16 protein-coding genes are annotated in these 20,696 nt (G+C 72.8%); 8 read left to right on the plus strand and 8 right to left on the minus strand.

Annotated elements, in window-relative coordinates:
- The first annotated feature begins 391 nt into the window (after window positions 1–391).
- From N8K70_RS15515 to N8K70_RS15530, 4 genes are read left to right on the plus strand one after another with little or no spacing between them, the layout of a single operon-like run.
- On the plus strand, window positions 392–1,342 hold the full coding sequence (locus N8K70_RS15515; protein ID WP_317139252.1) for an ABC transporter permease: 951 nt from the start codon (window positions 392–394) through the stop codon (window positions 1,340–1,342).
- A gap of 21 nt (window positions 1,343–1,363) precedes the next feature.
- Window positions 1,364–2,245 carry an ABC transporter permease gene (locus N8K70_RS15520; protein WP_317139253.1) on the plus strand — a complete coding sequence of 294 codons (882 nt, stop codon included), beginning with the start codon at window positions 1,364–1,366 and terminating at the stop codon, window positions 2,243–2,245.
- The gene (locus N8K70_RS15525) at window positions 2,242–3,885 is read left to right on the plus strand and encodes an ABC transporter ATP-binding protein (RefSeq protein WP_317139254.1); all 1,644 of its coding nucleotides are present in this window, start codon (window positions 2,242–2,244) and stop codon (window positions 3,883–3,885) included. Before N8K70_RS15520 ends, N8K70_RS15525 begins: the two co-directional genes overlap by 4 nt.
- 59 nt (window positions 3,886–3,944) lie before the next feature.
- The gene (locus tag N8K70_RS15530; protein ID WP_317139255.1) at window positions 3,945–5,543 is read left to right on the plus strand and encodes an ABC transporter substrate-binding protein; all 1,599 of its coding nucleotides are present in this window, start codon (window positions 3,945–3,947) and stop codon (window positions 5,541–5,543) included.
- 22 nt (window positions 5,544–5,565) lie between these two features.
- Here N8K70_RS15530 and N8K70_RS15535 read toward each other — a convergent pair whose 3' ends face one another.
- Genes N8K70_RS15535 through N8K70_RS15545 form a run of 3 tightly spaced genes read right to left on the minus strand, consistent with a single transcriptional unit; the run spans window position 5,566 to window position 8,679 of the window.
- Window positions 5,566–6,414, minus strand: coding sequence for a carbohydrate ABC transporter permease (locus tag N8K70_RS15535; RefSeq protein WP_317139256.1), 849 nt, complete (start codon window positions 6,412–6,414; stop codon window positions 5,566–5,568).
- Window positions 6,411–7,394 carry a carbohydrate ABC transporter permease gene (locus N8K70_RS15540; RefSeq protein WP_317139257.1) on the minus strand — a complete coding sequence of 328 codons (984 nt, stop codon included), beginning with the start codon at window positions 7,392–7,394 and terminating at the stop codon, window positions 6,411–6,413. The genes N8K70_RS15535 and N8K70_RS15540 overlap by 4 nt, the downstream gene beginning before the upstream one ends.
- Before the next feature lie 19 nt (window positions 7,395–7,413).
- Entirely contained in the window at window positions 7,414–8,679 is a 1,266-nt protein-coding gene (locus tag N8K70_RS15545) for a sugar ABC transporter substrate-binding protein (RefSeq protein ID WP_317139258.1), read from the minus strand.
- Between the two features lie 408 nt (window positions 8,680–9,087).
- Between N8K70_RS15545 and N8K70_RS15550 the strand changes: the two genes are divergently transcribed.
- Entirely contained in the window at window positions 9,088–10,095 is a 1,008-nt protein-coding gene (locus N8K70_RS15550; protein WP_317139259.1) for a nucleoside hydrolase, read from the plus strand.
- Window positions 10,096–10,254: 159 nt separating this feature from the next.
- Here N8K70_RS15550 and N8K70_RS15555 read toward each other — a convergent pair whose 3' ends face one another.
- Together N8K70_RS15555 and N8K70_RS15560 are read right to left on the minus strand one after the other, a co-directional pair.
- Window positions 10,255–11,508, minus strand: coding sequence for an LLM class flavin-dependent oxidoreductase (locus N8K70_RS15555; RefSeq protein ID WP_317139260.1), 1,254 nt, complete (start codon window positions 11,506–11,508; stop codon window positions 10,255–10,257).
- Window positions 11,505–13,544 carry an acyl-CoA dehydrogenase family protein gene (locus N8K70_RS15560; RefSeq protein WP_317139261.1) on the minus strand — a complete coding sequence of 680 codons (2,040 nt, stop codon included), beginning with the start codon at window positions 13,542–13,544 and terminating at the stop codon, window positions 11,505–11,507. The genes N8K70_RS15555 and N8K70_RS15560 overlap by 4 nt, the downstream gene beginning before the upstream one ends.
- Before the next feature lie 143 nt (window positions 13,545–13,687).
- Here N8K70_RS15560 and N8K70_RS15565 point away from each other — a divergent pair, with 143 nt between their 5' ends.
- From N8K70_RS15565 to mgrA, 3 genes are read left to right on the plus strand one after another with little or no spacing between them, the layout of a single operon-like run.
- Complete coding sequence (locus N8K70_RS15565; RefSeq protein WP_317139262.1) at window positions 13,688–14,329, plus strand: acyl-CoA dehydrogenase family protein; 642 nt, start codon at window positions 13,688–13,690, stop codon at window positions 14,327–14,329.
- The gene (locus N8K70_RS15570; RefSeq protein ID WP_317139263.1) at window positions 14,326–15,354 is read left to right on the plus strand and encodes a LacI family DNA-binding transcriptional regulator; all 1,029 of its coding nucleotides are present in this window, start codon (window positions 14,326–14,328) and stop codon (window positions 15,352–15,354) included. Before N8K70_RS15565 ends, N8K70_RS15570 begins: the two co-directional genes overlap by 4 nt.
- On the plus strand, window positions 15,351–16,427 hold the full coding sequence (gene mgrA, locus N8K70_RS15575; protein ID WP_317139264.1) for an L-glyceraldehyde 3-phosphate reductase: 1,077 nt from the start codon (window positions 15,351–15,353) through the stop codon (window positions 16,425–16,427). Before N8K70_RS15570 ends, mgrA begins: the two co-directional genes overlap by 4 nt.
- Before the next feature lie 96 nt (window positions 16,428–16,523).
- On the opposite strand, the gene N8K70_RS15580 is transcribed toward mgrA, so the two are convergent.
- Genes N8K70_RS15580 through N8K70_RS15590 form a run of 3 tightly spaced genes read right to left on the minus strand, consistent with a single transcriptional unit; the run spans window position 16,524 to window position 20,478 of the window.
- Complete coding sequence (locus N8K70_RS15580) at window positions 16,524–17,789, minus strand: acyl-CoA dehydrogenase family protein (protein ID WP_317139265.1); 1,266 nt, start codon at window positions 17,787–17,789, stop codon at window positions 16,524–16,526.
- Between the two features lie 14 nt (window positions 17,790–17,803).
- The gene (locus tag N8K70_RS15585; protein ID WP_317139266.1) at window positions 17,804–19,030 is read right to left on the minus strand and encodes an acyl-CoA dehydrogenase family protein; all 1,227 of its coding nucleotides are present in this window, start codon (window positions 19,028–19,030) and stop codon (window positions 17,804–17,806) included.
- Between the two features lie 41 nt (window positions 19,031–19,071).
- Window positions 19,072–20,478, minus strand: coding sequence for an LLM class flavin-dependent oxidoreductase (locus N8K70_RS15590; protein WP_317139267.1), 1,407 nt, complete (start codon window positions 20,476–20,478; stop codon window positions 19,072–19,074).
- Window positions 20,479–20,696 lie beyond the last annotated feature (218 nt).

Genomic DNA, 20,696 nt, shown 5'->3' on the forward strand with positions numbered 1-20,696 from the left:
GCTACGGCTGCGGCCGATGCACGACGCAGGAGAATCGCAGACCGACGTCGACACCGCCCGCATGTTCCTGCGGCGGCGCCCCTCGCCTGCGCGAAGAATTCCTGCGTTGTGCGCGTCCTGCCGGGCCCATCCGACGCCATCGCACGCGTACCGCGGTTCGCGCCCGCCCGACGGCCACGCCGGTCTTCGTCAGTGCCAAAGTGCGGTCATCCGCGCCCACAACCGCACTTCCGCACCGACGAGCGGCACACCGCGAGCCGACGCCGATGTGTCCGCGTGTTTCGGAACAGGGCCGACTGTTTCGCCCTGAATTGTCGGGCCCTCCACGGAGTGCGACGGTATGCCGGGTGCCCGGCACGGGGCCGACGGCGACCAGTGGAGGCGGATCGGTGTGACACGCTATGTGCTCCGGCGCATCGGCTATGCGCTGCTCGTGATCTGGGGCGCCTACACGATCACGTTCCTCCTCCTCTACTCGCTGCCGAGCGATCCCGTCGCCCTCATGATCGCCGGCTCCTCCGGCGGCGAGGGCGACTACGCCGTCGACGGCGAGGTGCGTGCGGCGCTGGAGGAGAGGTACGGCTTCGACCGGCCGCTCGTCGTGCAGTACGCGACGCTGCTCCTCCGGGCCGTCCAGGGCGACTTCGGGCAGTCGATCCAGTACGGCTCCCCCGTCGCCGAGGTCATCGGCGAGTTCGTCCTCCCGACGCTCGCGCTCGCGTCGCTCGCGCTGACGGTCTCGATCGTCCTCGGCTTCGCGATCGCGATCGTCGCCAACCTGTCGCGACGCAACGCCGTCCGGACCGCGCTGTTCCTGCTGCCGCCCCTCGCGGCGTCCTTCCCGTCCTTCTGGGTGGGCCTCACGCTGCTGCAGGTCTTCTCGTTCCAGCTCGGATGGTTCCCCGCGGTCGGCACGGAGGGGTTCGCGTCGCTCGTGCTCCCGGCGATCGCCCTCGCGATCCCCGCGGCGGCGGCGTACGCCCAGGTGCTCGGCGAGAGCCTCGAACGGACGCTGGAGGCCCCGTTCGTCGAGATCGTCCGCGCGAAGGGCGCCCGGACGGCGCGCATCCACTTCGTGCACACCCTGCGCAACGCCGTCATCCCGACGTTCACGCTCATCGGGCTCACCGTCGGCGGCATCTTCGCGGGCGTCGTCGTGACCGAGACCGTGTTCTCGCGCAACGGGCTCGGCCGCCTCCTGCAGACCGCCGTCGACGCGCAGGACATCCCGATGGTGCAGGCGCTCGTCGTGCTCACCGCCGTGGCGTTCGCGGTCGTCAACCTCGTCGTCGACCTGCTCTATCCCGTCATCGATCCCCGCATCGCGCGGCGGGCCTCCTAGCCCGCGGAAGGACAGGCGACCATGACAGCCGTCACCATCGACGACACGACGGAGACCGTCGTCCCCCTCCCTCCCGCACCCTCGCGACGAGCCGCCGGGCGCCGACCCCGGGCGATCCGGCCGAGCGTCGTCGTGGCGGTCGTCGTCCTCGTCGCCGTCGTGTCGTGGGCGTTCTTCCCACAGCTCTGGACGCCCTACGACCCGCTCGTCGGCGACGGATCGATCGCACGGCAGCCGCCGTCGCTCGCGCATCCCTTCGGCACGGATGCGATCGGCCGCGACCTGTTCGCCCGCGTCGTGTACGGGTCGTCGCTGTCGCTGCAGGCGAGCCTCGTGGCCGTCGCGGTCGCCTTCGTCATCAGCAGCGTCGTCGGACTCCTCGCGGGGTTCCTGGGCGGATGGCTCGACGAGGTGCTGATGCGCGTCGTCGACGTCCTGCTCTCGATCCCGAGCCTCCTCGTCTCGCTCCTCCTCGTCACGGCCCTCGGCTTCGGCACGCTCAACGTCGCCATCGCCGTCGGGATCGGATCCGTCGCGCAGTTCAGCCGCGTCATGCGCTCCGAGGTGCTTAAGGTGCGCACGTCCGGCTTCGTCGAGGCCGCGCAGGGCTCGGGCGCGCGGTGGTGGGACATCCTCCTACGCCACGTGTTCCCGCACGCGGCCGGCCCCGTCCTCTCGCTCGTCGCGCTCGAGTTCGGCGGCGCCATCCTCGCCATCGCGTCGCTGAGCTTCCTCGGCTACGGGGCGCAGCCCCCGACGCCGGAGTGGGGCAGCCTCATCTCCGACGGGCGCCAGTACCTCGCGACGGCGTGGTGGCTGACGACGCTGCCCGGGCTCGTCATCGTCGTCCTCGTGCTGACGACCAACACCCTCAGCCGCGCGATCGGAGGCCGCAGAGCATGAGCGGCGAAACACCCGTCCTCCGCGTCGAGGGCCTCAGCGTCTCCTACCGGCGCGGCCGCGACCTCGTCCCCGCCGTGGAGGACGTCTCGTTCTCGCTCTCCGCGGGCGAGACCGTCGCGATCGTGGGCGGATCGGGGTCGGGGAAGTCGACCACGGCGCACGCGATCGTCGGCCTGCTCGCCCGCAACGCCGAGATCGCATCCGGGCGGATCGTCGTGGACGGCAACGAGATCACCGCGCTGCGCGAGCGGGAGCTCGCCCGGCTGCGCGGTCGGGTCGTCGGCCTCGTCCCGCAGGACCCGACCCTGAGCCTCGACCCCGTCCTCACGGTCGGCTACCAGGTCGCCGAGGCCCTCATCGTCCATCGCCTCGCCCGCCGCGCCGAGGCCCGCGCCCAGGCGGTCGAGCTGCTCGAACGCGTCGGGATCGACCGGCCGGAGCTGCGGTTCCGGCAGTTCCCGCATCAACTGTCGGGCGGTCAGCGCCAGCGCGTCCTCATCGCCATCGCGATCGCCGCCCGGCCGCCGCTCATCGTCGCCGACGAGGCCACCTCGGGGCTGGATGTCACGGTGCAGGCCCGCGTGCTCGATCAGCTCGCCGACCTCGCGCGGGAGCGGGGCACGGCGACCGTCCTCATCACCCACGACCTCGGCGTCGCCGCCGACCGCGCCGACACCGTCCTCGTCCTCGAGCGCGGACGCCTCGTCGAGCACGGCCCCGTCGACGAGGTGGTGACCGCTCCCCGGCACGCCTACACCCGGGCGCTGTTCGAGGCGGCCCCGTCGATCGCCGCCCGCGTCGGCGAGACCGTCAAGGCGCCGGCCCCGTCGGAGGAGGCGCTCAGCGCGCCGCCCATCGCGTCGGTGCGCGACCTCCGCAAGGACTTCGTCCTCCGCTCCGAGGACGGGAGCCGCGAGATCCTCCGCTCCGTCGCCGGGGTGTCCTTCGACATCGTCGCCGGGAGCACGCTCGCGATCGTCGGGGAGTCGGGCTCGGGCAAGACGACCACCGCGCGGATCCTCGGCGGGTTCGAGACGGCGACGAGCGGCGAGGTGCACGTGGACGGCGTCGACCTGCACGACGGGGGCCCGCGCGAGCGGCGGGAGCTGCGCCGACGCGTCCAGTTCGTGTTCCAGAGCCCCTACGCCTCGCTCGACCCGCGCTTCACCGTCGCGCAGATCGTCGAGGAGCCCCTGCGGTCCTTCCGCGTGGGCGACCGCGCCTCCCGCGGCCGCCGCGTGCGCGAGCTCGTCGACGAGGTCCAGCTGCCCGCCGACTTCGCCGACCGGCGGCCCGGCGAGCTGTCGGGCGGTCAGCGTCAGCGCGTCGCGATCGCCCGCGCCCTCGCGCTGGAGCCGCGTCTTCTCATCCTCGACGAGCCCGTCTCGGCGCTCGACGTGTCGGTGCAGCGGATCATCCTCGACCTCCTCGCCGAGCTGCAGCGAGAGCAGGGGCTGTCGTACCTCTTCATCTCGCACGACCTCGCCGTCGTCCGGCAGATCGCCCACGAGGCGATCGTGCTGCGCGCCGGCGAGGTGCAGGAGCGCGGCACGGTCGAGGAGCTGTTCGCCTCGCCCCGCACCGCGTACACCCGCGAGCTGCTCGACGCGATCCCCGGTCGCCGTCTCGAGACCCGCTGATCCCTCCGCGGCACGACCCCGGCCGTCCCCGGACACCCCACCCGACAGAGAGGCACTCCATGAAGACCAGATCACGGCTGGCGCTCGGCGCCGTCGCCGCGCTCGCCCTGCTGCTCTCCGCCTGTTCCGGCGGCGACGCAGGCACCGACCAGGCGACGTCCGCGGAACCGCAGTCGGGCGGCGAGCTCACCGTCGGCATCACCGACTGGTGCGGCGCCTACGACAAGCAGCAGACGTCCGGATGCACCTACTCGAACATCCAGATCACCGACAACCTCGTCGACCAGGACCCCGCGACGGGCGAGATCGTCCCGTGGCTCGCGACGGACTGGACGATCAGCGACGACGGCCTGCGCTACGAGTTCGCCCTCCGCGACGACGTCACCTTCTCGAACGGAGAGGCTTTCGACGCGGAGACGGTCAAGCTCAACCTCGACGCGATCATCGAGCTCGGGAAGCAGGGGAACGCCTTCCAGTCCTCCGCCTACCTCGAGGGGTACACCGGCGCGGAGGTCGTCGACGAGCACACCGTCGCGGTGACGTTCGACGCCCCGAAGGCGGGCTTCCTGCAGGCGCTCTCCGAGGCGCCGCTCGGCATCGTCGCCCCGGAGACCACGAAGCTCACCGCCGAGGAGCGCTTCGAGGGCGTGATCGGGTCCGGCCCCTTCGTGCTCGACGAGATCGTGCAGGACGAGAAGGTCGTGCTCACCAAGCGCGAGGACTACGCGTGGGGATCGACCGTGCGCGGGAACGAGGGCGCGGCGTACCTCGACGAGATCACGTTCCTCGTGATCCCGGAGGCCGCGACCCGCATCGGCTCCCTCACGAGCGGGCAGGTCGATGCCATCACCTACCCGACGACGAACGACATCGCCGAGGTCGAGGGCTCCGCCACCGTCTACTCGGCCGCCTCGTCGGGCGTCGTCTACACGCTCTACCCGAACGACGCGCATCCGCTGCTGAGCCAGCCGGCCGTGCGCCAGGCCATCCAGAAGGCCATCGACCGGGAGGAGATCGACGACGTCATCCTCGACGACACGAAGGACGCCGCGACGAGCATCGTCTCGTCGGTCTTCCCCGGCTACGTCGACCTGAGCGACGAGCTCGCCTACGACGAGGACGCCGTGGCCGGCATCCTGACCGGCGACGGATGGGAGCTGGGCGACGACGGCGTGTACGCGAAGGACGGCGAGCGGCTGAGCGTCGACCTGCAGTACACCACGTCGGAGAACCAGGCGCTGTTCGAGCTCATCCAGCAGCAGCTGGCCGCCAACGGCATCGAGCTCGAGCTGCGGCAGCTCACCGAGGCCGAGGAGACGGCGAACCGCGAGTCCGGGGACTGGGGCCTCTCCTTCGGGAACCTCACGCGCCCCGATCCCGACGTGTTCCTGTCGTCGTTCACCTCGGAGTACGCCACGCGCGTGACCGTCGACCCCGACCCGGAGCTGCACGACGCGATCTTCGCGCAGTCCACGGAGCTCGACGCCGACAGGCGCCAGGAGCTGAACGGGCTCATCCAGCGCACGATCGTGGAGGAGGGGATCGGCTTCCCCATCCACGAGGCCACGTCGGTCGTCGCGACGAAGCCCACGGTGCACGGCGTCGGCTTCACGGCGCCGTGGTGGGCGATCTTCGGCGCCGCCTGGGTCGAGCAGTAGGCGTCCCGCGGGAGCCGGCGCCTCACTTCCCCGAGCCGACGGCGATGCCCGCCTTCACGTACCGCTGGGCGACGATGAGGAGCACGAAGGCCGGAAGGCTCGTGATGATCGACGTCGCCATCACCGTCGACCATCGCGCGTCCTGCCCCGACGTCGTCGCGGCCTCGATCGTCCGGTAGATGTACATGATGACGGGCTCCGACGCCGCCTGCGTCGTGAGCGTCAGCCCGAACAGCAGATCGCTCCAGCTGAACAGGAACGCGAAGATCGCCGCCGTGATGACGGCGTTCCGCGACAGCGGCACGACGATGCGCACGAGCGTCCCGACGGCGCCGAGGCCGTCGAGCGTCGCCGCCTCGACGACGTCGTGGTCGAGGTGCAGCATGAACGAGCGGATGAGGATCACGGCGAACGGGACGGCGTTGGTCGCGTTGGCGAGGATGAGCCCGAGGAGGCTGTTGAGCAGTCCCCACCGGTTGAACATCGCGTAGAACGCGTTGGCGAGCACGATGCCCGGGATCATCTGGGCGACGAGGACGAGCACGAGCGCGACGCCGACGGCGCGGGAGCGGAGGCGGCTGAGCGCGTAGGCGGCCGGTACGGCGATCACGAGGGTCACGAGCGCGGTGCCCACCGCCACGATGAGGCTCGTGCGCAGCGAGGTCCCCGCCCCTTCGAGCGCCCGCGCGTACCCGGCGGGGTCGAGCGACTCCGGGACCCAGCGGACGCTCGCGGAGTTCGCCGACGGCTGGAACGACGCGCTGAGCATCCAGTACACGGGGAACAGGTAGACCACGAGCAGCGCGGCCGCGATGAGCGTCCACGGCAGCCGGCGCACGGCCGCGCGTGCGGGGGAGCGGGTGGCGCTCATCCGAACTGCTCCTTCTCCCGGCGCCCCGTGAGCCACGCGTACAGCAGCGCGATGACGACCGTGACGCCGAGGAGCAGCATCCCGTACGCCGCGCCCTCCCCGAAGCGGAACAGCTGGAAGGCCGACTGGTACGCGAGCAGGCCGAGCGTGACGGTCCCGTCGGCGGGGCCGCCGCCCGTGAGCACGAGGACGAGGTCGACGATCTTCAGCGTGTGGACGATCCCGAGGATCACGAGGACCGAGACGACCGGCCAGATGCCCGGGACGACGATGTGGACGAGCCGCTTGAACGCACCGGCGCCGTCGAGCTGGGCCGCCTCGATCTGCTCGCGCGGCACCTGCTTGAGCGCCGCGCCGAGGATCGTCGCCCAGAACGGCAGCCCGCCCCACACCGAGACGACCACGACCGCGCCGAGGGCCGTGCCGGAGCTCGCGAGCCATGCCGAGCCGTTCACGCCGACGAGGGCGAGGACCTGGTTGACCGCCCCGTCCCCCTGCAGCAGCCACCGCCAGGTCAGGGCGACCACGACCGTCGGGATGAGCCAGGGGATGAGGAGGAGCGTCGGCATCCAGCGGCTGCCGGGGAAACGGCGGTCGAACAGGAGCGCGATGGCGAGTCCGAGCACGAGCTGCAGGCTCACCGACCCCACCGTGATGACGAGGGTGTTGCGGATGGCGGTGCCGACGCGGCCTCCCGCGAGCACCTCGGCGAAGTTGGCGGTGCCGACGAACGGCGCCTCTCCCGTGATGAAGGTGCGCGTGCCGTAGTCCGTCGTGCTCATGTGCGCGCCGAACACGAGCGGGTACACGAGGAACACCGCGAAGAACGCCGCGGCGGGCAGGACGAGGAGCCACAGCTCCCGCCGTCCTCGCGCCGCGAGGCGCAGCCGCCGGCCACGTCCGCCGTCCGGCCCGTCCGTCCGCGAAGACGGGGCCGGGCGCGCATGGCGCCCGGCCCCCTGTCGCACGGCGACGCTCACGCGGACGTCCGCGTCGGCATCAGTGCGCCGCGTCCGCGCGGGCGAGGGCGTCCTCGGCGCTCTCGCCGTCGACCACGGCGTACTGCAGGGCCGACCCGTAGACGAGCGAGAGGCGATCCCACTCCGCCCCGAGCTCTCCGGCGTAGTTGTACGCGTTCTCGATCGGGTCGACGAAGGCCGCCGCGGCGGGGGTCGCCTCGACGAACGCCTCCTGCGCGCTCGTGAGCGCGGGGATGTACCCGCCGTCGGCGAGCTCGAGCTGGTTCTCCTCCGACACGCGGCACTCGATGAGGGCGGCCGCCGCCTGCTGCTGCTCGGCGTCGGCGCTCACGGGCAGCGACCAGTTGTAGCCGAGGATGCCGACGCTCGACTCCTGCGACCCGTCGAGGGTCGGGTACGGGGCGACGCCGTAGTCGGCGATCTCGGGGGCTTCCGCCACGACGTCCCACGGGCCGCTCGCCGTGATGACGGCCTTGCCGCTGCGGTACTGGTCGGGCGCGTCCCAGCCCCAGCTGACGAACTCGCTCGAGAGGCCGCCGGTCTCGACGAGCTGCTGGTAGAGGTCGACGGCCGCGACGGCGCCCTCGCTCGTCGGGTCGGCGGGGTCGCCCCCGGCGCTCAGCAGGAACGGGAGCCAGAACAGGGGCGCCGCGCCGTCGCTCGTGGCGCCGGGCAGGGCGATGCCGTAGCGGCCGTCCTCGCTCAGCCGGGAGGCCACGGAGACGAGCTCGTCGAACGTCGTCGGGAACTCCTCGACGCCCGCGTCGGCGAACGCCGCCCTGTCGTAGAAGAGGGCGTAGGTCTCGACCTGCGTGGGCAGCCCGTACTGCACTCCCTCGTACTGGCCGAGGGAGGCGACGGAGTCGCTGATGCCCTCGGTGGTGAGTCCGACGTCGCCGATGTCGGTCAGGATGCCCTCGGCGCCGAAGCGGGGGACGTCGGTCGAGTCGAGCAGCAGCACGTCGGGCAGGGTGTTCGACGAGGCCGCCTGCAGGATCTTCGTCGCGTAGTCCTCGGACAGCGTCTCGAGGTTCACCGTGAGGCCGAGGTCGTCGGCGCAGGCCTGGATCTGCTCGGCGTTCACAGAGGCGAAGGGCTCGTAGTAGAGGCCGCTCCACACGGTCAGCTCGACGCCCTCGAAGGACTCCGCGGCGCCGTCCGCGGCGTCATCGGACCCGGACGGCGTCGACGCGCACCCGGCGAGGAGCAGCGCGAGGGAGGCCCCGGCCGCGGGGAGCGCACGCAGGGCACGGCGGCGCAGGGGGGAAGGGCTCGGGTGACCCATGGGATGGTCCTTTCGGCTGCGGGGAGACCGCCCGCGGCGCGATGGCCGGGACAGGCGGGGTTCCGAGCCTCGCATCCTCCGTCCGGCGAGCGCCATCGGCAGAGCCCGGAGCGGAAATCATACGTAACAATCGCGTGTCCGGGGGGCGTGCTGCGACACGCTTCCAGACGGGACCGCCTCCCGGAACACGCCCGACCGCCGGAGATCCCGCCAAGACCGGACGGATTCCGCCGGAACGCTCCGGCGTTCGTGGCAACTCCGGCGTTCGTGGCAACTCCGGCGTTCGTGGCAACTCCGGCGTTCGTGGCAGCTCCGGCGTTCGGGGCAGCTCCGGGCTCAGGGGCCGGATCGGCAGGATCGGCAGGAGACTCAGGCGGATGCCGAGGGCACGACGACGAGGAGAGACGGATGAGCGGATCGGCGGGATCGGACGACAGGCAGTGGGTCGTCGTCGACACCGACACGGGGCTGGACGACGCGCACTCGCTGCTCTATCTGCTCGCCCAGCCGGATGTCGACGTCCTCGGGATCACGACGATCTACGGCAACTGCGAGGTGGAGGACTCGGCGCGGAACGTCGCGTACGTCCTGGACGTCGCCGAGCGCGGGGACATCCCGATCTACGGCGGCGCCGACCGGCCACTGGAGGGCGAGCCGTCGATCGCGTGGTTCGTCCACGGCCGCGACGGACTCGGCGACAGGGGCCTCACCGGGCCGCAGCCCGTGCTGCAGGACGAGTCGGCCGCCGACTTCCTCGTGCGCATCGCGAACGAGCACCCCGGCCGGGTCGACCTGCATCCGCTCGGCCCGCTGACGAACATCGCCCTCGCCCTGGAGAAGGACCCCGACCTCCTCCGGAAGTTCCGGTCGGTCGTGATCATGGGCGGCGCAGGCCCCTACCCCGCGCCGGGAGAGGCGACGGTCACCGACGCGAACACCGCGAACGACCGGCTCGCGGCCGAGCGCGTGTTCCGCGCGCCCAACGACGGCAACGTCGTGATGGTGGGCGTCAACGTGACCTCGCACGCCCTGCTCGAAGAGCACGTCACGACGCAGCTTCTCGCATCCGACCTGCCCTGGGCCCGCTTCGCGGGGACGACGCTCGACGCGTACAACGACTTCTACCAGTACAAGTGGGGCAGGCGGATCTCGGCCGCGCACGACGGGCTCGCCTCCGTCGTGCTGCACCGCCCCGAGATCGTCACCGGCTGGATCGAGGGGCCCGTCGACTTCACCCCGCACGGCGGCTCGCTCGCGACGCGCATCGCCCTCACCCACGAGGGCTACCCTCTCGTCTTCGGCACGCCGGAGGGGCCGACCGTGCGCGCGGTGACGTCGTTCGACCTCCGGGAGTTCCGGCGCCGCTTCGTGCACGCGCTGGCATACGGCACGACGCGGGGCGCTCTCGACGCGTAGCCGGCCCGACGCCGCGCTCGACGCCACGCTCGAGGCCCCGGCGCCGCGTCGACCGACGCACCGAGACCGCCGCGTCGAGATTCATATCGCGAAAGGTGCGCTTCCCGGGTGCCGCGAAGCGCACTTTCGCGATATGAGCGCGGGCGCAACCGCCGCGCGCTACGGCCGCCGGAACCGGCCGAGCAGATCGGCGTCGTCGTACCCGCGGCGGAAGAGACCTCTGCGTTGCAGCACGGGGACCACATGGTCGACGAGGTCCTCGAGCCCCGAGGGGAAGAGGTCGATCATGACGTTGAAGCCGTCGGCGGCGCCCGCGTCGAACCACTCCTGCATCGCGTCCGCGATGCGCTCGGGCGTCCCCGCGAGGAAGCGCTGACCGTAGCCGCCGAAGTCGCGCAGCAGGGCGCGCACGGTCGGACGCTCGTCGCGGATGCGGGCGAGGAGCACGCGACGATACCCCTCGGACCATCCGCCGCCCGCCTCCGCCTCGCGGACGAGCTCGTCCGGCAGCGGGCGCTCCAGGTCGACGTCCGACAGATCGAGGCCGAGCGCCTTCTCGAGCTCGCGCAGGCTGTACGTCGGAGGCGCCTGGTGCTCCCAGTGCTCGAACCTTTCCCCGGCCTCGCGCTCCGTGCTGCCGATGACGAGCGCCAGCCCGGGATAGACGCGGGGCTCGTCCGCCCCGCGCCCCGCCGCTGCGGCGTGCGCCTGGACGGCACGGCGATGGGCGGCGGACGCCGCGGGGTCGTGCGCGATCGAGTAGACGGCGTCCGCGACGCGGCCGGCGAGCCGCTCGCCCGCCGCGGATCCTCCCGCCTGCACGACGGCGGGGCGGCCGGGCACGACGGGATCGATCCCGAGTGACGCGTCGAACGACAGCCGGGCGCCGCGGTGACGCACCTCCTCGCGCGTGCCGGCGGCGTCCCAGAGCGCACGCACCGCCTGCACGAACTCCTCGGCCCTGTCGTAGCGCTCCGCCCGCTCGGGGAGTTCCTCGATCCCGAAGTTGCGCATCGCCTCGACGTCCCAGGTCGTCACGGCGTTCCACGCGAAGCGCCCGCCCGTGGCGACATGCAGCGAGAACAGCCGGCGCGCGAGCTCGACGGGCTCGTTGAGGGTCGTGGAGGCCGTCGCGACGAAGCCGACGCGCTCGGTCGCCGCGGCCATCGCCGGGACGAGCACGAGCGGATCGAGGTATTGCACGGGCCGGCTGCGCGGATCGGTGATCGCCGGACGGTCGGCGAGGAAGATCGCGTCGACCAGCCCCCGCTCGGCGAGGCGCGCGACCCGCTGCCAGTGACCGAGGTCGACGATCGCCTCGGGCACGATGTCGGGCGAGCGCCACGCCGCGGGGCGCTGGCCCACGCCGAGGACGTTGACGTTGATCGTGAGGCGCCGCGCATCCGGGCTCATGAGGCCTCCGGGACGTCGCCCACGAAGCGCGGGCCCGCGCCGGGGAGCTCGTCGAACGCGGGGACGGGCAGTCCGAGACGCTGGCGGAGAGTGCGAGGAGGGCCCGCCGCCGCTCTCCGCAGGCCGTCGGCGATCCGGAGGAGCCCGGCGGCCGTGCCGGTCTCCTGCACGCGCACGACGGCGGGGCTGCCGGGCGCCGCACCGGGAAGACGCCACTCGTCGCCGTCGGGGGTTCCGCGGACGACGAGGTCGACGTACGAGTGAGGGTCGTCGAGCGCGGCCTCGCCCTCGTCGACCGCGAAGACGGGGAGCTGCTGCGGGCTGCTCGGCACGTTGAGGGGGCCCGCGACCCGGTACTCCCCGTCCGCCCCGACGCGCCGGATGAGCGCGGTCTCGGCGAAGTGCGCCGCCGTGCCGTCGGCGGCGATGCTCTCGCGCGGCCAGCTCCGCCACAGCTGCTGCGCCACGCGGACGTGCTCGCGCGTGCGCGCATCCGCCCCGCCGCGCAGCGCCCAGGCGAAGCGGCCGCCGCTCAGCTGCTCGAGCGAGGCGAGACGCCGCGCGAAGTCGTAGGGATGGCCCGGAGCCCCGCCGGTCTCGACGACCAGCCACGCCGCGGGCAGCGCGTCGATGAGCAGGGCGGCCGCCGTCGCGGCGTCGAACGCCGTGCCGTCGCCGACCACGAGCGCCACGTCCCGGTCCGCGAGACGCGCTCCCGCCTCGGCGAGAAGAGCCCGATCGGCGGCGAGCTCCGCGGGAAGGCTCCCGCCCAGGCGCACGGCGACGAGCGCCCGCTCGGCCGCGTCCGTCGCGAGCCGCTCCTCGCGCAACGCGGCGCGCTCCTCGGCGGTGGCCACCGTCCCGATGCCGTGGAGCTCGCGGTCGGCGATCATCCGCGCCTTGAGCGCCACCGCGTTGTGCGTGGAGACCGTGCGGGCGTCCCGCCAGAAGCGGTCGAGCCCGAAGAGACGACGCAGGCGATCCGCATCGGCCGCACGACCGAGCGCGACGGGCAGCGCCATGAGCCGGTCTCCCGCGTCGACGGCCTGGGCCACGATCGCGAGCTGCGCGCGGAACACCGCCGTCTCGGCGTCGTACGCGAGCGCCTCCGCGTTCTCGGCGTGGGCGCCTGACCGCCCGGGACGGGCGAGCAGGGCGTCCTGTGCCGTCCCGACGAGCCCCGTCGCGCAGGCGAGCGACGCGTGCGCGGCCTCCGCGGAGGCGCTGATCCGCCCGTACTCCTCGAGCGCCGCGAACGGCGCGGCGCCGTGGGCACGCTCGACGTGGACGATGAGCTCGCGCGCCTTCTCGCGGGCGCCCTCCGCGATGCCGGCGAGCACCGCGAGGAGGACGAGCTGCTGCCATCCCGCCGTGCCGGGCTGCTGCGCGGAGAAGGGCCCGACGTCGAGCGGGTCGACCGGCACGTCCGCCAGCACCGTCGTGCCGCTGGCCGTCGCGCGCTGCCCGAAGCCGTCCCAGTCGTCGACGATCGACAGGCCGGGGGCGTCCGAGCGCACGGCGGCGATGACGAGCTCGCCGCCGTCGTCGACGGCGCTGTACTCGAGCCAGTCCGCGTAGGCGCTTCCCGTCGAGTAGCCCTTGTGCCCCGTGAGCACGAGGCCGCCGTCCGTGCGCGTGAGCCTCGTCGTGAACCGGCCGGCGCTGCCGTCGGCCTCCGTCCATCCCCCCGCGATCATCGCGCCGTCCGCGATGCGGCGCAGCCATCGCTCCCGTGCGGGGCCCGCAGGGCTCACGAGATGACGCTCGGTGGCGATGACATGGGTTCGCCAGCTCTGCGCGAGGCTCGCGTCCGCCGCGGCGACGGTCGCGACCGTCTCGATGAGCTCCGTCACCGACGCCCCGAGGCCGCCCTCCTCGACGGGAAGGCGCATCCGCCCGAAGCCGAGACGGCGCAGCCGGGCGGAGAAGCGCTGCGGCAGCCGTGCCGACGCATCGCTCGCCCGGGCCGCCGCGCGCACCTCGTCGAGCAGGGCGTCGAGCCCGGGCAGGATGGCGCGGGGGTCGGAGGGAGACACGCTCTCCACCGTACGGAGGCGAGCCGGAGTTCTGATACGTATGAAGCAAGATGACGGAGGACGCCCGCACGCCAGGGCACGCCGGTAGGCTCGCGCAGAGACGGGCGCCGTCGCGCGATCCGCCGTGACGCACGAGGAGCACGATGTCCACACACCCGAGCCGGACGGCCCATCCGCACGCCGCCGGCGCCGGGAACGACGTCGCCGCCGAGAGCGGTGTCGCAGCCGACGCGCTCCACGCCGGCAGGTCCGGATCCGCATCCGGGGATGAGGCCGACACCGTCGAGGCGCCGCGACCCCGCGACGAGAGCGGGACGACCGGAGACCCGCCCGATGCGCCCGTCTCGTGGGCCGACGGCGATCTCCTGCTGCGGGCCGCCGCCGCGTACGCGGCGATCGCCGACGCAGCCGCCCGCCGGGGTCGCGCGCTCACCGACGGACGACAGCGCGTTCTCTGGCAGGGCAACACGCCGCTCGCCGCCGACGACCCGCAGTTCCGTCGCCGGATCGGCGAGAACGCGGGCGCCGCACGCGTCGCCGTCGCGGCGGTGTCCGACCTGTTCGCGGCCGTCCGGGCGGGCGCCGCCGAGGAACGGGACGCGGTCGAGACGGTCGTCGGCGTCGCCGGACTCGCACGCACGCTCGCGACCGCGGCGTTCGAGACCCTGGGAGCCTCGTCGACGCTGCACGAGCACGGGTTCGACGCCCTGTGGCGCTCCGTGCACGAGTGGGATGCGCGCGTCGACCTTCCGGCCCTGCACCTGCGCGCGGGGAGCGGTGCGTGAGCCGCTCCCGCGAGCGCCGCGTCACCTCCGTCGACATCGCCCGCGCCATCGGCGTCTCGCAGGCGACGGTGTCGAACACGATCAACCGCCCCGAGCTCGTCGCGGAGGCGACCCGGGAGAGGGTCCTCACCGCCATGGACCGGCTCGGCTACGTCGTCAACGGCTCCGCCCGCACGCTCCGCTCGGGGGTGAGCAGCACGATCGGCGTGCTCGTGCTCGACGTCGCGAACCCGTTCTGGGGCGACGTCATCAAGGGCGTGGAGTCCGTCGCCTCCGAGGCCGCGTTCCCGCTCCTCATCGGGAGCTCCAACGAGGACCCCGACACGGAGTCCGCCGCGCTGTCGTCCTTCGACTCGCAGACCGTGCGGGGCGTGCTCGCGGCGCCGACCGATCCGGGCCTCCGTCCGCTCCGCCAGATGCACGCGCGCGGCACGCGCGTCGTGCTGCTCGACCGGGAGGATCCGGAGGGCGTGCTCCCCTCCGTCAGCGTCGACCACGCGCACGGCGCCGCCTCCGCCGCCCGGCACGTCATCGAGGCGGGGCATCGCGAGATCGCGTTCGTCAACGGATCGCACCGCGTCGCCTGGTGCGCGAGCAGGTCGGCCGGGGTCCGCGACGCGGCCGCGGGCGCCGACGACGTGCGGGTGCACGAGATCGAGATGCGCGGGATGAGCGCGGAGGAGGGGATGCGGGCCGTCCCGCGCGTCCGCGGTCTCGCGCCGCGCGTGACGGCGGTGCTGTGCGCCAACGACATGCTCGCGCTGGGCGTGCTCAAGGGGCTCATCGCGGCGGGCGTTCGCGTTCCCGACGACGTCTCGCTCGTCGGCTACGACGACAGCATCTTCGCGAGCATGATCTCCCCCGCCCTCACGACCGTCCGTCAGGACGGGCAGGAGATCGGCCGCCGCGCGGCACGTCTCCTCCTCGCGGACGACCAGGGCCGCGAGACCACCCGAGCGCTCCAACGTCCCGAGCTCGTGGCGCGGGGCTCCGTGCGCCGCCTATCACCCAGGAGGAACCCATGACCGACTTCGAGGTCCGATTCGACACGTCCACGGCCGACATCCACCGGCCCTACGCGGCCTCGGAGGACCGCTACACCGGCTTCGCCTACCGACGAGTGGGGACGTCCGGCCTGCTCCTCCCGCCCCTCTCCCTGGGCCTGTGGTGGAACTTCGGCGACGACCGGCCGTTCCGGGTGCAGCGCGAGGTGCTGCGCCATGCCTTCGACCACGGCATCACGCACTTCGACCTCGCGAACAACTACGGCCCGCCCAACGGCGCCGCCGAGGAGAACTTCGGCCGCATCCTCCGCACCGACTTCAAGCCGTACCGGAGCGAGCTCGTCGTGTCGACGAAGGCCGGATGGCCGCACTGGCCGGGCCCCCACGGCGACTTCGGATCGCGCAAGTACCTCCTCAACAGCCTCGACGAGTCGCTGGATCGGCTGAGCACCGACTACGTCGACATCTTCTACTCGCACCGCGTCGACCCGAGCACCCCGCTCGAGGAGACGATCGGGGCACTCGACCACGCCGTGCGCGCGGGCAAGGCCCTGTACGCCGGCATCTCGTCGTACTCGCCGGAGCGCACGCGCCGGGCCGTCGAGATCGCCACCGACCTCGGGACGCCCCTCGTCATCCACCAGCCCGCCTACAACCTGCTCAACCGCTGGGTGGAGGACGAGCTGCTCGGCACGCTCGACGACACCGGCCTCGGCCTCATCGCGTTCACGCCGCTCGCGCAGGGACTCCTCACGAGCAAGTTCCTGAACGACCCGCACGCGTCGCACGCGTCGAACCGCTACTCGTTCGACGAGAGCCACCTCTCCGAGAAGAACCTCTCCCGCGTGCGCGCACTCGCCGAGGTCGCGGGGCGCCGCGGCCAGACGCTCGCGCAGCTGGCGATCGCGTGGCTGCTGCGGGACCGTCACGTCACCTCCGTGCTCATCGGCGCATCGTCGACGACGCAGCTCGACGAGAACATCGCCGCGACGCGGAACACGTCCTTCACGGAGGAGGAGCTCGCCGAGATCGACCGCATCAGCCGCGACGAGGGCGACGCCGTGAACGTCTGGTCGCTGTCGTCCGACCTCTGACGGAGACGCCATCCGCACCTCGCCCGGGGCTCGTATGACGGAATCGACCCGGTTTCCGCGATGGACCGGGTCGATTCCGTCATACGAACACGGCGCTCAGCCGGCGTCCGGGCTCCCCGAAGCCGCCTCGGGCGTGCCGACGCTCCACAGGGGGTCCGGCAGGACGTCCGACAGGACCCACTCGCCCACCCAGCGGTTCTTGTAGAGCACGGGGTTGTGGCTCGACACCGTGCGGGCGTTGCGCCAGTGCCGGTCGAGACCGCCGTCGCGCGCGGTCGCCGAGGCGCCGAGCGCGTCGAACAGGCGCGACGCGATGCGCTGCACCTGCGCCGTCACGACCGACTGCGCCTGCGCGGCGCGGATCTCCGCGAGCCCCGCGGCCGTCCGCGCATCCTCCGCGGACGCCGCGCCGTCGCGGGCGGCGACGAGCGCCGCGTAGGCGGACTCGACGGCGTCGGCCACGGCCAGCACGGTCGCCTCCACGGCGAACGCCTCGGCGGCGAGCTCGCCGATGAGCGCCTGGATCTGCGCGTCGTCCTGCGCGCGCCCGGCCAGGCCATGGCTGTAGACGCGCGTGCGCGTCCGCACCCGCGCGGCGGCATCCGCCACGGCGTCCTGCGCGATGCCGGCAAGCACCGTGAGGAGAACGAGCTGGAACTGCGCGGTCTGGTACCCGAAGCGCTCGGCGACGGGAAGCACGTCCTCGGCGTCGACCGTCGCCTCCTCGAAGAGGATGGTCCCGGTGCCGGTGAGGCGCTGGCCGAAGCCGTCCCAGTCGTCGAGGACCGTGACCCCCTCCTGGTCGAGCGGGATGAGAGCCGCGACCTCCGCATCGTCCTCCGCGCGGGAGGCGAGCGCGTCGGTCCACGTGCCGAAGATGCTGCCGGTCGTGTAGAACTTCCGGCCCGTGACGCGCAGGCCGCCGTCCGCGCCCGCCACGATCTCGGTGCCGCTGCGGGCGAGGCTCTTGCCGGCCGGCTCGCTCCAGGCGTTCCCGACGACGGCGCCCGCCCGCAGGCGCTGGAGCCAGCGATCCCGGAACGCCGCGTCGGCGGTGGTGATCGTCTGCTCCACGAGCGCGAGGTGCCCGCGCAGGATCTGCGGCAGGTTGGCGTCCGCCGCGGCCACCGCGATGAGGACGCGGGCGAGCGGCCGCCACCCGAGCCCCCATCCGCCCTCCGACGCCGGCACGCGCGCCAGCGTGAGCCCCGCGTCGCGCAGGAGGTCCACCTCCGCGACCGGCAGACGCCGCTCGCGCTCGCGCTCCGCGGCGCCCTCCGCGATCTGCTCGACGACCGGCCGGATGCGCCGGACGACGTCCTCGGGGACGCCCTCCCAGCGCTGCTCGACGAACTGGGACATGTCGTTCCTCCTGGTCACGTGTAGAGGGAGATCGGCTGGACGGCGCCCGTGAGGAAGTGCGCGCCGACCTCGAGCTTCTTGAAGTCCACGGGATCGTGCAGCGAGTGCGTGCGGGCGTTGCGCCAGTGCAGGTCGAGCCCGACGTGAGACGCCGTCGAGCTCGACCCCGTCGCCTCGAAGACGCGGTTCGCGACGTCGACGGCGGTGTCGCTCGAGACCGCCTTCAGCTGCGCCACCTCGATCGCGAGCGCCGCACGGTCGTCGGCGGTGACGGCCGATCCCCGGTCGATCGTGCGGTCGAACGAGCGGTTCACGCGGTCGGCGAGCGCCTCCACGGCGGCGACCCGCGAGACGAGCTCGCCGTAGAGGCGCTGCACGAACGGGTCCTCGCGGTAGGTGTCGGCGGCGCTGAGGAACCACGAGTTCGGCCGCGCGAGGGTCAGCTCCCGCCCCTGGGCGAGCGCGCCCTGCGCGATGCCGAGGTAGAGGTTGCCGAACACGAGCTGGATGCCGGGCGTCACGAGGCTCTGGAACGGCTCGTCCGTGCCGAGGCCCAGCACGTGCTCCGGGCCGACCCGCACGTCGTGGTACCGCACGGTGTTGCTCGCAGAGAGACGCTGGCCGAGGTTGTCCCAGTCGTCCACGAGCTCGACGCCCGGATGCCCGTACGGGAGCACGAGGTAGGCGAGACGGCCGTCGTGCTCGCCGCCCTCGACGACGGCGTTCACGAGCAGCGCCTCGCCGACCCCCGACCCCGTCGAGAAGCGCTTGAAGCCGTCGAGTCGGAAGCCGGCGCCGTCGGGCCGCAGCACGAGGTTCGGGTCGACCGGGTTGACCGAGTCGCCCCAGATCCACCGGCCCTCGATCGTGCGGCGCAGCCATCCCTCCCGCTCGGCGGCCGGCGCGACGAAGGCGACGTTCGCCGAGTTGATGTAGTGGTAGCCCAGCAGCTGCGCGATCGACGCATCGGCTCGCGCGAGGACGCGCACGACGAGGAACGCCGACTCCCAGTGCCCGCCCCCGCCGCCCAGCTCCGCGGGGTCGAGCAGGTTGACGAGGCCCGACTCCTGCAGCAGCCGCGACTCGGCGAACGGCTGCTCGCCCCGACGGTCGCGCTCGAGCGCGTCCGCGGCGAGCGTCACGGCCACCTCCTCGGCCACCCGCGTCCAGCGGTCGCGCTCCGCGTCGTCCGCGACGCCGCTCCAGTGGGTGCGCCTGGTCTGCTCCACGGCCTCGGACATGGCGTTCTCCTTCGTGATGTGGTCGGTGGTCGTGTGCGGGATCAGGCCTCGGACGCGTGTCCGTCGGCCGCGCTCCGCCGCCCCGCGTACGCGCCGCGATAGGCGTGCGCGGGATGCCATTCGGGCACGGTCGCGCTTCCGCTCAGCCGCTCGCGGAGCGTCACGCCGTCCGGCGCGTCCTCGACGCGGCCGCGACGACGCAGCTCCGGCACGACGAGGTCGACGAAGTCCTCGAACGTCCCGGGCGTGACGACGTAGGCGAGGTTGAACCCGTCGACGCCGCCGACGTCGACCCAGCGCTCCAGCTCGTCGGCCACCGTCTCGGGGCTGCCGACGATCACGGGCCCGATTCCGCCGATCCCGACGTACTCCGCGATGTCGCGCGGCGTCCATTCGCGCGTGGGGTCCGCGACCGTGAAGATCGCGAGCGCCGAGCGGGCGGCGTCCGTGTCGACGTACTTGAGCGGCCGATCCGGGTCGAGCTGCGACAGGTCGAGCCCCGACCATCCGCCGTACAGGGCGAGCGCCCCGTCGACGGAAACGTATCGACGGTACTCGTCGAGCTTGCGCCGGGCCGCCTCGTCCGTCTCCGCGACGACGACCGTCGTGAGCGTGAGGATCTTCACGGAGTCGCGGGGCCGGCCGAGCGCCTCCGCGCGATCGCGGATGTCGTCGGTGGTCTTGCGCGTGAGCTCGGGGACGATGCCGTTGATGAAGACCGCCTCGCCGTGCTTCGCGGCGAACTGCCGGCCGCGCGCGGAGGCGCCGGCCTGGAAGATGACGGGCGTGCGCTGCGGCGACGGCTCGGCGAGATGGATGCCCGGCACGCGGAAGCGCGCGCCGCTGTGGCCGATCGGATGGACGAGGGCGGGGTCGGTGAAGACGCCCTCCTCGCGGTCGCGCCGCACCGCGGCGTCCTCCCACGAGCCCTCCCAGAGCTTGTAGACGACGTCGAGGAACTCCTCGGCCGCCTCGTAGCGGTCGTCGTGGGCGATCTGATGCTCCAGCCCGAGATTGCGCGCGGCGCTGTCGAGGTACGAGGTGACGACGTTCCATCCGATGCGGCCCCGCGTGAAGTGGTCGAGCGTCGAGAACGTGCGCGCGAGCGCATACGGCTGCGCATACGTCGACGCCACCGTGACGCCGAAGCCGAGACGGCTCGTCGCCGCGGCCATCGCCGAGACCTGCAGCAGCGGGTCGCCGACGGGCACCTGCGCCGCGTCCCGCAGCGAGGCGGCGGCGGAGTCCTGGTACACGTCGTACACGCCCACCACGTCGGCGAGGAACAGGGCGTCGAACCCGCCGCGCTCCAGCAGCTTCGCCAGCTCGATCCAGTACTCGAGCCGGTTGTACTCGTCGGCCCGGTTCTCGGGATGACGCCATAGGCCGGGCGCCTGATGGGTGACGCACGTCATGTCGAATGCGTTGAGGACGATCCGGGACGTCATCGCACCTTCTCTCTGCGGGGACGGGCACTCGGGGACGGGCCGGAACGTTAGCACGGCCGCTCCCCGGGCTCCCAGACGACTCGACACCGGACGACACAGGGGCACGGAAGGCCGCGAGATTGCGGTCTCTTACGCCCCCGTTGGACGCATCGCACGGCCTGCGGACAGAATCGCCCAGGTGCGCGGCGCCCTCTCCCGACGCCCTGCCGCGCCCGAAC

This window comes from Microbacterium sp. AB, from assembly GCF_032878875.1.
Classification (GTDB): Bacteria; Actinomycetota; Actinomycetes; order Actinomycetales; family Microbacteriaceae; genus Microbacterium; species Microbacterium betulae.